The organism is Psychrobacter cibarius (assembly GCA_030686115.1).
GTDB lineage: Bacteria > Pseudomonadota > Gammaproteobacteria > Pseudomonadales > Moraxellaceae > Psychrobacter > Psychrobacter cibarius_C.
In genome coordinates this window covers 67791-81828 of sequence record CP131612.1, presented here as the reverse complement: position 1 = coordinate 81828, position 14038 = coordinate 67791, and the positions used below count along the sequence as shown (strand labels likewise).

Annotated in this window: 15 protein-coding genes; 13 read left to right on the top strand and 2 right to left on the bottom strand. The window is 43.8% G+C overall.

Annotated elements, in window-relative coordinates:
* The first annotated feature begins 101 nt into the window (after positions 1-101).
* From Q6344_00360 to Q6344_00320, 9 genes are all read left to right on the top strand, one after another.
* Positions 102-665, top strand: a complete 564-nt coding sequence (locus Q6344_00360) for a YqgE/AlgH family protein (GenBank protein WLG13847.1) — start codon at positions 102-104, stop codon at positions 663-665.
* Positions 666-773: 108 nt separating this feature from the next.
* Positions 774-1301, top strand: a complete 528-nt coding sequence (gene ruvX, locus Q6344_00355) for a Holliday junction resolvase RuvX (GenBank protein ID WLG15231.1) — start codon at positions 774-776, stop codon at positions 1299-1301.
* Positions 1302-1393: 92 nt separating this feature from the next.
* Positions 1394-1873: a hypothetical protein gene (locus Q6344_00350; GenBank protein WLG13846.1), complete on the top strand. Its 480-nt coding sequence runs from the start codon at positions 1394-1396 to the stop codon at positions 1871-1873.
* Between the two features lie 60 nt (positions 1874-1933).
* Positions 1934-2260, top strand: a complete 327-nt coding sequence (gene tusA / locus Q6344_00345; GenBank protein WLG13845.1) for a sulfurtransferase TusA — start codon at positions 1934-1936, stop codon at positions 2258-2260.
* Positions 2261-2397: 137 nt separating this feature from the next.
* Positions 2398-3600 (top strand): class I SAM-dependent methyltransferase, encoded by a 1203-nt coding sequence (locus tag Q6344_00340; GenBank protein ID WLG13844.1) that lies wholly within the window; start codon positions 2398-2400, stop codon positions 3598-3600.
* A gap of 24 nt (positions 3601-3624) precedes the next feature.
* The gene (gene xerD / locus Q6344_00335; protein WLG13843.1) at positions 3625-4563 is read left to right on the top strand and encodes a site-specific tyrosine recombinase XerD; all 939 of its coding nucleotides are present in this window, start codon (positions 3625-3627) and stop codon (positions 4561-4563) included.
* Positions 4564-4604: 41 nt separating this feature from the next.
* On the top strand, positions 4605-4868 hold the full coding sequence (locus Q6344_00330; protein ID WLG13842.1) for a hypothetical protein: 264 nt from the start codon (positions 4605-4607) through the stop codon (positions 4866-4868).
* 4 nt (positions 4869-4872) lie between these two features.
* Positions 4873-5496, top strand: a complete 624-nt coding sequence (locus Q6344_00325; protein ID WLG13841.1) for a hypothetical protein — start codon at positions 4873-4875, stop codon at positions 5494-5496.
* Positions 5497-5723: 227 nt separating this feature from the next.
* Positions 5724-6332: a methyltransferase gene (locus Q6344_00320; protein WLG13840.1), complete on the top strand. Its 609-nt coding sequence runs from the start codon at positions 5724-5726 to the stop codon at positions 6330-6332.
* Between the two features lie 94 nt (positions 6333-6426).
* Here the strand turns inward: Q6344_00320 and lptG are convergent, their stop codons facing one another.
* Positions 6427-7653 carry an LPS export ABC transporter permease LptG gene (gene lptG, locus Q6344_00315; protein WLG13839.1) on the bottom strand — a complete coding sequence of 409 codons (1227 nt, stop codon included), beginning with the start codon at positions 7651-7653 and terminating at the stop codon, positions 6427-6429.
* The gene (gene lptF, locus Q6344_00310) at positions 7653-8948 is read right to left on the bottom strand and encodes an LPS export ABC transporter permease LptF (GenBank protein ID WLG13838.1); all 1296 of its coding nucleotides are present in this window, start codon (positions 8946-8948) and stop codon (positions 7653-7655) included. The genes lptG and lptF overlap by 1 nt, the downstream gene beginning before the upstream one ends.
* Positions 8949-9512: 564 nt before the next feature.
* Here lptF and Q6344_00305 point away from each other — a divergent pair.
* The 4 genes from Q6344_00305 to sstT all read left to right on the top strand — a co-directional run bounded on the left by Q6344_00305 (position 9513) and on the right by sstT (position 13941).
* Positions 9513-10133, top strand: coding sequence for a cysteine hydrolase family protein (locus Q6344_00305; GenBank protein ID WLG13837.1), 621 nt, complete (start codon positions 9513-9515; stop codon positions 10131-10133).
* A gap of 190 nt (positions 10134-10323) precedes the next feature.
* Positions 10324-12003, top strand: a complete 1680-nt coding sequence (locus Q6344_00300; protein WLG13836.1) for a leucyl aminopeptidase — start codon at positions 10324-10326, stop codon at positions 12001-12003.
* A 36-nt stretch (positions 12004-12039) separates the two neighbouring features.
* A complete protein-coding gene (locus tag Q6344_00295) occupies positions 12040-12525 on the top strand; it encodes a DNA polymerase III subunit chi (GenBank protein WLG13835.1) in 486 nt (161 codons plus the stop codon).
* Positions 12526-12738: 213 nt separating this feature from the next.
* On the top strand, positions 12739-13941 hold the full coding sequence (gene sstT / locus Q6344_00290) for a serine/threonine transporter SstT (GenBank protein ID WLG13834.1): 1203 nt from the start codon (positions 12739-12741) through the stop codon (positions 13939-13941).
* Positions 13942-14038 lie beyond the last annotated feature (97 nt).

Here is a 14038-nt window from a genome sequence, read left to right as displayed (position 1 = left end):
CTGCTAAATATTTGCTTTGGTTGATTTTTACCTCAGTATCGCCATATAGTGGTGTGTCATTTCTGTTATTTTACCTTCAATATTAGGGTGCGTTTGTCTCTATGTCTAAAGCCAATTTGACCCATCATTTTTTAATCGCGGCACCAGAACTGTCAGACCCAAGGTTTGAGCAGGCGCTGATTTATATCTGTCGTCATGATAAACACGGCGCACTTGGTCTGATGGTCAATCGTCCATTAGAGCAGGCACGCGTGGGCAAATTGCTAGAAGATTTAGACATTGAAGTGACGGATGCGCAAGTGATGGAAGATGTGGCATTAGAGGGTGGCCCGATGTATCCAGAGGTTGGCTTTGTGCTGCATACGGGTCAACCAGAATGGGCATCGTCTTTTGCAATCTCAGAAAACGTCTGTATTACCACCAGTCAAGATATCCTTAAGCGTATCGCCGCAGGTCAAGGCGTCGGTCATTATCAGCTGTGCTTGGGTCATGCCAGCTGGGGTAAAAAACAGCTCGATCAAGAACTAAATAATGGCGATTGGCTCGTCTGCCCGGCTGATCTGAATTTATTGTTTGATACGCCATTCGAAGAACGCTGGCAAATTGCCGCGGATAAGATTGGGGTGAACTTTGATTACCTTAGTAGCGATATCGGTCATGCTTAATGATTGGTTATGATTGTTAAATTATCCATTTAAACTAAAGATGCATTTAAATTAAAGCCGTTAAGCTAAATGAATCATGCCCAATAGAAATAGGAAGTATGCATAATGATGGTAGAGTCTGATACGAGCGTTAAAATCGAAACTGCTGACACTACTGTGGCGGAACCTGCTATTAAGCCTCATCTTATTTTGGCGCTCGATTACGGGGTAAAAAAGATGGGCATGGCGTTAGGTAACACCATTACCGAGACTGCGCGTGCTTTTGATATTTTGGCGATGAATAATGGTCAGCCTGATTGGGACAATCTGCTCGGTATTATTAAAGTCTGGGGCGTGTCAAAAGTGGTGGTTGGGTTGCCACTTAATATGGATGGCAGCAGCTCAATGCTGTCTAAGCGTGCGCACAAATTCGCTCGTCGTCTAGCACATAGGGTCATGGAACAGCATCTACCAGTGATCGTGAGCCTTTGTGATGAGCGTCTAACCTCAGTGGCAGCGCGTGAGATTGCATGGGATAATGGTTGGATTAAGCACGAACGCGACCCAATTGATGACATCTCTGCCTGCATTCTGATGTCGACTTATTTCGCTGACCCTAGTAGCAGTATCGCCATCGACGCTATCAAAGCCGATTAAATCAGCGATAAACCTGCTGTTAAAGCACTCTCAATTAAAACACTGCCAATTCTGACATATCGTCACTCTACACGGATAAATACCTGATTATTATGACCACTGTCTCAGACCACTCCCTGCAAAACAAATCGCAACATGGTTTTGCGCCGCTTGCCATCGCCCGTATAAAAGGCGCACAGCGAGCGAATCAAATAGCGATTTATCTCATTTATGCCGCTATTCTCGCCTTTATGGTCTTTGGCACCATTGCCAGTATCAAAGCCTTTCATGACAATCAACTGCTTTATCAACTTTTCTATAACTTGCCTTATGCCTTGGTTGCGCTTACGATTCCTATTACTATTTATGATGCGCTGGTGATTTATCGTTATCGATTAAACCAAGCGTCGATGATTGCCATGAGCATTGGCGTATCGACCATCATATTGGTTGGTGGCTTATTATTCGCTGATACCGCCTGGTTAGGCTTATCTTGTTGGCTAGGTGTGGCGTTTTTATTTAAAGTGAGCTTTAAGCGCTTTTTTAATTTTCTAGAAGCAGAAAAAGACACTGAAACCGCTGAAGAAACGTAAAGCATACTTATAAATGACGCAAAAAACTTTTACCTTATACTATCGATTTAAATGACTACTATGAGCACTTTTACCACGCAGACGACGATCAATCATCATTTAGATACGCAAGGGCTGATTTGCCCTGAGCCTGTCATGATGCTGCATCGAACCATCCGTAACGCTGATGCTGGCGAGGTGATTGAAATACTCGCCACCGACCCAGCCACCACTCGTGACATTCCTAATTTTTGTCGTCATTTGGGACATGAGCTTGTGCAGCAAGAAACGCTTGCTGAAAATATAAATCTAAACGTCGATCCCGATGAAATAATGGTCGCTGGCGATGAGGATGCACCAATCAGCGCCACGCTTTATCGTTATCTGGTTAAGAAAAAAAGCGCTTAAATGCACTCAAGTTACCGCAGCAAAGCATTGATCACAGCAAGGCGTTAATCACAGTAAAACAATGACAGCGCAATAAACAATATAAAGGTATCTTTGTATTTTAAGCGAAGTATCTTTCACAAAAGGTAGGCTATTACGTGTTACAAACAGAAAAGCAGTATGTACAATGGCAAGAAAACGAGACTCTACGTAATGCTCTTTGGTTGTCTGAAAGCAATCATATGCCACCTGCGCGCATTGTGTTGGTCGATGATACAACGACCGCAGATGACGCTTACCGCTTAGCTTGCGAAGGCAGCTCACTGCTGTGGCGCGGTGATTTTCATAATGCACGCCAGTTGCTACAAGCGCTTGGTCGTCGCATAGATCGTACCAATGAGCGCTCTGAGCTGCGTAAAGCAAAAAAAGCGGCTAAATCTACAATAGAATCTGATTCAGTCAGCTCTAAAGAAATACCTAATCTATTTCATCAGCAGCGCCAACTGCAAGCGCAGCGTTCGCGCATATTAAGCCGTTTGCTACTAGAGCTTGATGCCAATTATGTCAGCCAACTACGCCGCGCGCCCGATGTCAGTGCAGCCTGCACAGCCGCTTTTGGCCCGTTAGATAAAGCGGTGGATGAGTCTTGCGTGCTGTCGTTTAGTGACTTGCAAGGCGCACTCGGCGCGGCAGGATGGCGCGAAAAAGGCGTCCCAATAGACAGCTTAGGGTTATCAATTTTCCCGCATTATGGCGTCTTTGCACCAACCCGTCATGAGTATGTACAGCTATTGCTCGATGCACCGCTACCAGCAAGCCATGATGTCGCCTATGACATCGGTACCGGAACGGGATTGCTGGCTATTATCTTAGCTCAGCGCGGTGTTCCACAAGTGATAGCAACTGACTTGAATCCACGTGCTTTGGCCTGTGCCAACGAGAACTTTACACGGTTAGAATTACCTGCCGTACAATTGCAGCAAGCGGATTTATATCCGACTGATGCACCACTCGCCAATCTGATTGTCTGTAATCCACCTTGGTTACCTGCTAAGCCAAGCTCGTCTCTTGAGTATGCCGTCTATGATGCCAAGAGCGCGATGCTACGTGGCGTTCTACAAGGTGCCAAACAGCACTTAGCTGAGCACGGCGAGCTTTGGTTGATAATGTCGGACTTGGCAGAGCACCTGCAACTGCGCACCCGTGATGAGTTATTAGGCTTGTTTGCCGATGCTGGATTGGCGGTAAAATATCGTCTGGACACCCAACCTAAGCATGGTCGCAGTCAAGATGATACAGACCCGCTACATATCGCGCGCAGTGCTGAAGTTACCTCGTTATGGTGCTTAACGCTTATCTAACATTCAACCATCGAGTACTGAGTTATGAGCCGTGATCGTGCCGTGCAACAGCGCCAACCTAAGGCGCTGGCAGTAGATGACGAACCCAGTTATATGACTGAGTTTCGTCAAGCCATGCTGGCACGTGGTCTAGCGACGCGTACTCGTAATGCGTATGTCCGCGACCTGCGCTCTTGCGAGCTGACCAATCCTATTGCCCTGACACGCTGGCAGCCTGATGATGTGCTGCACTGCTTATCAACCCTGACTCAAGAAGACAAAACCCCACGTACCCAAGCACGTATGCTCTCAAGCTTGCGTCAGTTTTATCTGTGGATGATTGCCAGTAATCTGCGTGAAGACAATCCTTGCGAGCGTATCAAAAGCCCAAAGCTAGGTCGCCCATTACCCAAAGACTTAGCAGAAGCAGATGTCGACAATCTACTTGCCGCGCCTGATACCAGCACCGCGCTCGGACTGCGTGATAAAGCCATGTTAGAGGTGCTATACGCCTGCGGTCTGCGGGTGAGCGAATTGATTAATCTCTCATTAGAGCAAGTGAATCTAAACGCTGGCTGGCTACAAATCACGGGGAAAGGCAATAAAACTCGACTGGTGCCATTAGGCGAATATGCCAGCGATGCGCTAGAAGATTATCTAACGCATGCTCGTGGTGATTTGATTGCCCATTTAAAATCAGGAAATTGCCAAGCGGTATTTTTGACGGCGCAAGGTGGCTATATGACACGGCAGAACTTTTGGTATTTGTTAAAGAAACACGCCAAAGTCGCCAGTATCGATAAAGAGCTATCACCGCATACACTGCGTCACGCTTTTGCCACGCATTTGCTGAATCATGGCGCAGATTTGCGTAGCGTGCAGTTATTACTTGGGCACAGTGATTTATCAACCACGCAAATCTATACCCATGTGGCGACGGCGAGATTGCAGAAATTGCATGCGGAGCATCATCCGCGAGGTTAGGGTTTTTATCATAGTAATATTGATAAACAAAGAGTTATGCTATGTACGTTGAAGTCAAAAACATTAAAGAAGATGGTAATGAGATAACATATGAGTTTTTTAATGGGTCATGTGTCTCTAATGGAATTTTTGTACTATACAAGGATAGAATGGAGCCATTTACCTTTGATATGTCGTGTCGGTTGATTAAGCCTATTGATGGTTATGCTCCTGAGGCACACTATCAAAGAGCAATGGTAGCCGTCATGAAAAGTTATAAGAAAAATGGTAAGTTACCTGAAAAATCTTTTTTTATGTCAGGATAATACAATGACTGAAGCTTACATTAACTCATTACTACGTGATATTCCGTCCAATGTTGATTATACAGAGTTGCCTGAAGATATAGACCTTGAGGACTTACCTCTTGAGCGTATCGAAAAGGTTAAAACTCTTTTAGTACATGAGGATGATTATATCGTTTTTCAGGCAGCACGATTATTAACTTCTTGGGGTGTTGAAAAAGGCTTCCATATTTTAGAAAAATTGCTGGTAGAGAATAAGCTACGAGGTATGATACAACATCGTCTACATGGATATGATGAGACTTATAAACACGTTCTATATGCATTTATTAGCTATTGGGCAAATCGATCAGATATAGGTAAAGGAGAACAAGCAAGAAAAGCGATCTGTAATCCTATATCTATTATTATTAAAGCATCTAATATGCAATCTTTCCAAATCGCAGGATTGTTCAGACTGGTAAGCAAAAAAGACTTTGTTGAATATATTCCATTACTAAAAGAACATCTTCAAATCATAATTAAGAATCCAGAAGATAATTATTGGAGAATTCATGATGTTATTGAACTGTTCTTAAAAGTTGACCCTGACTTCGTTGCGCAAGTGCTAAAAGAACATAAGAAAGAACTGTCCAATTTTGGGTTTTAAAATTAATCGTTTATCCAATCGTAAGACACGCTTAGTATAAGTGTACTAATGATAAATATTATCTTGATTGAGAGATGCAAGGTATACCCTGCTCTTATTCAAACATCGCTATAATTCTTACAACATACTGCAAACTCCCTCTTTTCTCGTTACAATACGCGTATGATGTGCACGCTGCATAACTGAGCAATGCACCGCCTTTTACTTATCCATTATCCGAGAATCTCATGAGCCATAGACCACCTGCTGACCTATTAAAAAACGCCCAACATTGGCGCGAAGACATTAATTTTCGCCAAGACGTACTGGGTAAGCCATTTGATTTTGCGACCACGTGGGGTATTTTTTCACCGCAAAAGCTTGATGATGGTAGCTTGATGCTGCTTGATTATATTGATTTTGAAGCGGACGATGACTCGATCGATTTGGGCTGTGGTTACGGCGTACTCGGTATGACGGCAGCGCGTGAATGTCCAAACGGCCTGCATACTTTGATTGATAAAGATTTTATGGCAGTCGAATATGCCCGCCTAAATTGTGAGAAAAACGGTCTAAAAAACGTCGATGTGCATTTATCAAATGGCTTCAATCACGTAGCAAAAGACAAAGACTTTAGCCTTGTGATGTCGAACTTACCAGCCAAAGTAGGTAAGGAGCAGCATTATCTGTATTTCCTCGATGCTTATGCACGCATGCGTAAAGGTGGGCGTTTTTACGTGGTGACGATCAATGGCTTGCGTCAGTTTATGAAGCGCTCGTTTACCGAAGTGTTTGGCAACAGCGAAAAGATCAAACAAGGTAAAACTTATACCATTACCATGGCGACCAAAGACTAAGCTTTAAAAGCTTATGTATTAAAAGCTGCGTAAACAAAAAGCCCGCTAAATCGTCATGATCTAGCGGGCTTTTTTTATGGCTAAATTTCTAAAATTACATCTGCCGTTTAAGCAAATAGCCACCCAATATCGCACTGGCGATAATCGGTAATATCACCATTAATAATGGCGAAAATCCAGTCGCCAATGAGACAAAGCCAACCAAGTCTTGCACATAACTAAACAGCAAGCCAAACAATAATGCTACGACGATACGCAAGCCTAAGCTATGCGTCCGCAGTGAGCCAAAGACGAATGAGCAGGCAACAATCACCAGCGATAAAATCGATAGCGGTGAGAGCAGTTTTTGCCAAAAAGCCAGCTCATGACTTAACGAGCGTGTGCCTTGTTGGCGCATAAATTGACGATGCTCATACAGCTGAGTCAATGATAAATCCTCTGCCTTACGGGTAAGCAGATATACCGATTCAGGGGCAAAGGGCAGGCTTAAGGTATCTGACGGTGAGATGGCTTGGCTACTCTCAAAGCCTTGGTTAATCATCAGCTTGGTCATGTTGTTCAGCTGCCACTCATAGCGATATTGCTCGCTCGGTTTGCTGCTGGCAGGATTAACAGGTTCACGACCAATATATTTACCACCCTCAGCGTGAATGGCCGTTTGCAGATTGCCATTATTGTCTAAATGCCAACGTTTGACTTCGCCGATATTGCCTTGCACATCAGCATAGTCGATATACAAAATATCGCTACCATCTGGCTTGGCACTGCCGTCTTTTGTACTCTCAAAGCGTGGCTGCAACGTCCAATAACCGCGTACCGATGTGACTAATGAACTGCTGTCTTCATCGTTGATTTCTTTTGCCAATTGATTAGAGTGCGGCAGCACGAACTGATTGATAATCAATGCGAGCAACACAAAAATCAAAGCAGGCTGCAATACCCAACCGACGATACGATAAACGCTGACGCCAGCGGCACGCATCACGACCAGCTCACTTTTATTGGCAAGCAAGCCCAAGCCGACCACTGCACCTAGCAATGCGCCAGTGGGAATAAATTGCTCTAAAAAATAAGGCGAGCGATAAAAAATATACTTAATCGCCTCGCCCATCGTATAGCTATCATCTAACGAATCCAGCTCAGACAAATAAGAGAATACCAGCTGTAATGCCCACAAGCCTATAACAGCTCCGACGATTGCGAGCAAAGCGTTCAGCTTGACGTAACGGCTAAGCACTTTTAGTTTGGCAGGTTTGCGAGCGTGCTTAGCATGAGCGTTTTGCGAGTCAGGATTGGACGGTTTAGAAGATAAGACACTCATTAGGACTGCCCTCCTTGTGAGCCACTGCTCTGATGATCGGCAACCGTTAAAGGCGTGTTCTTCGGTTTGCGAAAACGTAATCGATGCTGCACACGGCTACCCCAATTCATATAAAGCGCCAATGCCATAAATCCCAAAATGAGCCACGCATATGCCCAAACGCTCACGCTGCCTTTGCTAACAGCATTTTTAAGTGAAATAATACCCAGCGCACAGCTGACAAACAATAAAATCGAAGGAAATAGGCGTAACCAGCGACCTTGGCGCGGACGTACTTGCGCCAGTGGTACAGCGAGCATTGGTGCAATGATCATCAACCACGGCAATGCTAGACGATAGCCAAGCTCACTTTGTGCCACACGCAGCGAGTTGCCACTACTTGCCGTACCACCCGTCGCGGCTTGCCATAATGGTCCAATCGCTTGCGTTTCGATATTATCTTCGGTGATGACTTCTTTTGAGGATTCTGTCAAAGTAATGCGGTAACGATCAAAGCCCACTTGATTGTATTTCAGACTGCCAGCACCGACTTCATAACGACGCCCTTGGAACAAGTCCAATTGGGTCACACCGCTATTACCCGTGTCTACTTGCTCGGCACGCTTAGCCAACGTAATAGTATCTTTGCTGATGTTGGTATTATTAGTAATCGCCGTTGGCATATTTGGTATGTCTGAAATATTTAATTGCTCAGCTGTTTCGGGATCGATGGTGTTTTTAACATCGACAGCAGCCTCTTTAGCAGTGTTATTTTTAGCGGCACTGCCCTTTTTTTCAGGCTCAGATTGAATCAATATCACATCTTGCAATTGCTTTTTATCATCGCTCAAGCTGCCCACATACAAATGATAATTGCCACTACTAATAAATTCATTGGGACGAATTAAATCAAAAGCGCTGGTCAATGCCTGCTGTTGCCAGACACTTTCTGATGAGCGTACGCCCCACGGTTTACCAACGATAGATAAAGCCGCTTCACCAACGAACAACGCCAATATTAACGGCGTCATCAAACGGGCAAGTTTACCACGCGACACCCCACTGGCATTAATCACCGCCATTTCTTGATCGACATACAGCCGCCCGAATACCAGCATTAGAGCGATAAAAAATGCTAATGGCAGGATAAGCTCTAAAAAGTACGGCAAATTATAACCAATGATGGTAAATAACAAGCTGATATCTAGATTGCCTTCTGCGGCAATACCAAAGTAACGGATCAAACGACCGCCCAGCATCATCACCACTAAAAACCCCAAAACCAATGCGGTCGTTGAGGCAACTTGTTGAGTCATATAGCGGCGTAATATCACAATGGGCACTCTTTTAAAAAGGTTGATAGTCGCACGATTTATCGCAGCTTTATTGGCAAACACTGACAATTATGGATAGCTCTAAATACAATAGCTGATACCGATAACTGAACCATAGAAATACAAGACCGTGCTGCTCAATCAGATACTTAAACAGCCCTAAAAGCAACGGCAAAAGATATGAAAACATCTGCGAGACGGGTTAGCGACATGCTGTAAAAATTAGCGATAAAGATAACCGCTAATCCTAGCATATTTTGCTCAAAAATGGCTGTGAAATGTGTTTGCAAACATTGCGTCCATCTTGCTATAACGCTGTATGGCTCACTAATAATAGATAAGATATGAAAAGGATAACGAGCATTTAACTCATTAGTTTGTCTTATCTAAGAAGCCTTTTTATTAAGTCTTTGCACGACCTTTTTACTTGATGTCATTTGGAAACCTTTGTGTGTCATTCGTATCACTGCCCTCGCACCATTAGGATTACTTGTTAAACTGAGAAAACTAAAAATTCCTAATTAGCTCGCCCAATGGAGAATATTAATGACAAATAAACTCGGTTCTACCCCTTCTACTTTACTTGAACTTGCTGGCGGTCAATTTGATACGCTCGATTGGTCAAATTGCGCCGTGGTTTTTATTGACTATCAAAACGAATATGTCGATGGGGCGATGCCATTGGGGCAAGCTGGTACGAACGCCATTGCAAATGCGCGACTATTGCTAGACAAAGCTCGTAAACAGAACGCTCCTGTCTTCCATATCGCCCATCACGGCGCAGATAATGGCAACGTTTTTGATCCTCTATCATCTAACGTCGAGATTATCGCTGAATTACAACCAAAGGATAGCGAAACCGTCATCGTCAAAAAAAATCCCAATGCGTTCCATGATACCCAGCTGCAAGCACTTATTTCAGCTGCGCAAAAACAGCAAATTATTTTTGCAGGCTTTATGAGCCATATGTGCGTCAGCTCAAGCGTCAGAGCAGCCTTTGATTTGGGTTTTGAAAATTTCGTGTGTCATGATGCTTGTGCCACGCGCGATCTGCCTAGTGTTGCAGGACAAGTCATAACAGCTAGTACTGTGCATGACAGTGCGATGGCTGCACTTCAAGATAGATTTGCCGCTTTAGTAGCAACCGATGAGTTAGTTAATAGCTAATAAGCAGTTCGAACCCATGACCTAAACCTTGCTCACTGCGCACTCACCTCGCAATATGCTACACTATTGCGATTGCTTGACTGGCCAAACAATCTGATAATTTAACAGGTATCAGCAATTAAAAAAATCTGCCATTTTCATAGCGTTAACGTCATAACTATAATGTCATAACCCCAATAAGGATAAATATATGAATATTAAATTAACCCAAACACTGCCAAAAACCCATACGCAAAAAATCCTCAAAAAAGAAGCGAAAAGTAAAGACGCGGCCTGCCTTGTCGTCTTAATTGATGATAAGAAAAATATCTTAGCTGAGTCAGTCTTGAGCGATTATCAAACCCGCATTGAGCAATTGATTGAAGTATCACACTTTAACGGCAAAGCTTGTGAAACGGTTGCTGACTATGCGCTAGCGGGTGATAAGAAAACCACCAAAGAAAACCCAGTACAGCTCTTATTGGTCGGTGTGGGTAATGTTGATAAATTGCGTCATAGCGTTCTAGAAAAAATTGCCAATACCATTTATAAGAGCACCCAAAAACGCGTCAATTCTATCACTGTTGCGCTGGGCGATAGCTTAGAAGAAAACCAGTTTAGCCAATTTGCGCTGAGCCTACTGGCAGCAAGCTATCGTTTTGACAAGTACAAATCTGAGCAGCAAACACCTGTTTTAACGGATATCTACTTACTGGCAGAGTCGTCTTTAGAAGACTCATTAGACTTTGCACAAGCGGTCTTTACTGGTCAAAGCTTGACCCGTGATGTTGCCAATGAGCCGGGTAATATCTGTTTCCCAGCATATATGGCTGAGCAAGCACAGGAATTGGCAGCCACTTATCCTGACCTATTAAAAGTAACGGTACTTGGCGAAGACGAGATGTCAGCACTGGGTATGAACTGCTTCTTATCGGTCGCGCAAGGCTCTACCAAAGAAGGCAAACTGGTACTGATGGAGTATCGTGGCAAGTCTAATTTTAGCGTCAATACTGATGGTGATACTAACAAAACCATTACCAACAGCGCAAAAGTAGCTGGCGGTCTCAAAGCCTTGGCTGATAAATTACCAACCAAAGCTGCTAGCAAAAAAGCCGCTAAAAATGCTGAACAGAATAGCGAAGACAATGCCAATGCTGCAAATAATGATGCGCCTATCGTCTTAGTCGGTAAAGGTGTTACCTTCGATTCAGGTGGTATCTCAATCAAGCCGGGTGCGGCGATGGATGAGATGAAATTTGATATGGGCGGTTCTGCTGCGGTACTCGGTACTCTAAAAGCGCTATGCGAAGCGCGTCTACCTATCAATGTTGTCGGTGCACTCGCTTGTGCTGAAAATATGCCATCAGGAGAGGCGACGCGTCCAGGCGATATCATCAGAGCAATGAACGGTAAGTCAGTTGAAATCCTAAATACTGATGCTGAAGGTCGTTTAGTATTGTGTGATACCTTGTGCTACGTGCAGAAGTATTATCAGCCAAAAGCCATCATTGATGTCGCAACCTTGACTGGTGCTTGTGTGGTTGCATTGGGTCATGTACGCTCGGCAGTCTTTAGTAATGACGAAGACGTGTTGTTTGACTTAGAAAACGCCAGTAACTTATCAGGCGACCTTATCTGGCACATGCCGATGGATGACGAATATCAAGCGCAGATTGACTCGCCTATCGCTGATATTCAAAATATCGGTGGTAAAGGCGCTGGCGCTGTGACTGCTGCCTGTTTCTTATCGCGCTTCATCGAAGAAGGTCAAGCATGGGCGCATTTAGACATCGCTGGTACGGCATGGATTTCAGGTCAAGACAAAGCCGCAACTGGTCGCCCTGTGCCATTATTCATGCAATACCTAAAAAATAGCGCAAATATGGCATAATCTATTGATGAATCACCATTCAATGAAAACCACTTTATGAAAGTTAGCTTTTATGTATTAACTGAGAATAAAGCTCAAGATTTCTTGGGCTTTATTTGTCAGCTGACCCAGACGGCGCTTAATAAAAGCAGCCAGTCGTTATTAATCCTTGCTGAGGATGAAACGTTAATTGGTGAGCTTGATAAAGCGCTTTGGGCACAAGACGATACGAGCTTTATACCACATCAACGCCTTTTAGATTCTAATACAGAAGGCGCTGATATGGATGTTGCTAATACTGATATTAATAATCAATTATTAGCACCAGTGTTGCTTGCCAGCTATATGCCAGCCGATTTTAAAGGGATCGTACTCAATACTACGATACGTCCCGTTAATGACTATATAAATGCTACCAGCAATACATTGCCAACTCGTATTTTAGAGCTTATCAAACCTGATACAGTCAGCACTGAGGCAGGACGCGCTAAATATAAGCATTACCAGCAACTCGGCTATGAGCTTACCCATTTCAAAGTTTAATCTTCTATTACAAAATCAAACGCCAGTCATGGCGTTTTTTTGTGCTTAAATGTCGACTTTTAAAATTCTTAGAGGCTTATAAGTAAGTTATTGCCTACTGCTTCATAAAATCTGTCAGTAGGCGCTCATCACAAAAAATGCTAACATCCTTCGGTCGTTAAGCTAACGATTGTTAAGCTAATATTTATTTCCAAATGGACTAAAGGGGTAAAAATGCATTCATTAATAGCGATGTACCAACGAATCGGATTGGTAACGCTGATTGTTATCGGCTTAGTACTAGGTACTTTGATAGGATGGCTGGCGCCAAGTGTGGGTATTGCCTTAGGGATTTTGGGGACTCTGTTCGTAGGTGCCCTAAAAGCCGTTGCCCCGATACTGGTGTTTTTTTTAGTGATGGCAGCTATCTGTCAACATCGTAGCGGTAATAAGGTCTATGTAAAACCGGTGCTGTTTTTATATCTGATAGGCACTTTTATAGCCGCTTTGGTCGCTGTTGGTGCCAGCTTTTTGTTCCCAACCGAATTGACGTTAGTGAATGCGACCATCGAGCAAGTACCGCCAGCAAACTTAAAAGAAGTATTGAACAATTTATTACTCAGTCTCGTCGCCAATCCAGTTGCTGCCCTAGCCAATGCTAATTATATCGGTATATTAGCTTGGGCCGTTATCATCGGCATTGCGCTACGACAAGCTGGCGAGACGACTCGCAGCACTGTCAATGACATTGCAGATGCCATCTCAAAAGTAGTCAAATGGGTCATCGCGCTAGCACCTTTTGGTATTTTGGGATTAGTCGCCAATACCGTCGCTGATACTGGCTTTGCTGCGTTATTGGGCTATGCACGAATTTTGCTAGTACTGATAGGCTGTATGTTGTTTATTGCTTTGGTGACTAACCCTCTCCTCGTATACTTAAAAACGGGTAAAAACCCTTATCCACTGGTATTCACCTGCTTACGCGAATCTGGTATTACTGCGTTTTTTACCCGTAGCTCTGCTGCCAACATTCCTATCAATATGAACCTTGCTAGCAAATTAGGGTTACATGAAAATACTTATTCAGTCACCCTGCCATTAGGCGCCACTATTAATATGGCAGGTGCCGCTATTACTATTAATGTGTTAACCCTTGCAGCCGCGAATACACTCGGTATTGAAGTGACCTTTGGCTCAGCATTACTGCTAAGTATAGTCGCTACAATCAGTGCTGGCGGCACCTCTGGCGTCGCTGGTGGCTCATTACTACTCATTCCTTTGGCGGCCAGTTTATTCAATATTCCTGATGATATTGCGCTACAAGTGGTGGCTATTGGCTTTATTATTAGTGTGCTGCAAGACTCCGCAGAGACCGCATTGAACTCATCAACAGACGTCTTGTTTACTGCCGCTGCTGATCCAAAATATGCACGCTAATGTTGGGTGTGTTAAAGACGACCATAACAAACCAATCACCTTAATTGATAGGTATAAAAATAAAAAAAGGGCTTAACTGCCCTTTTTTTGGTTATAA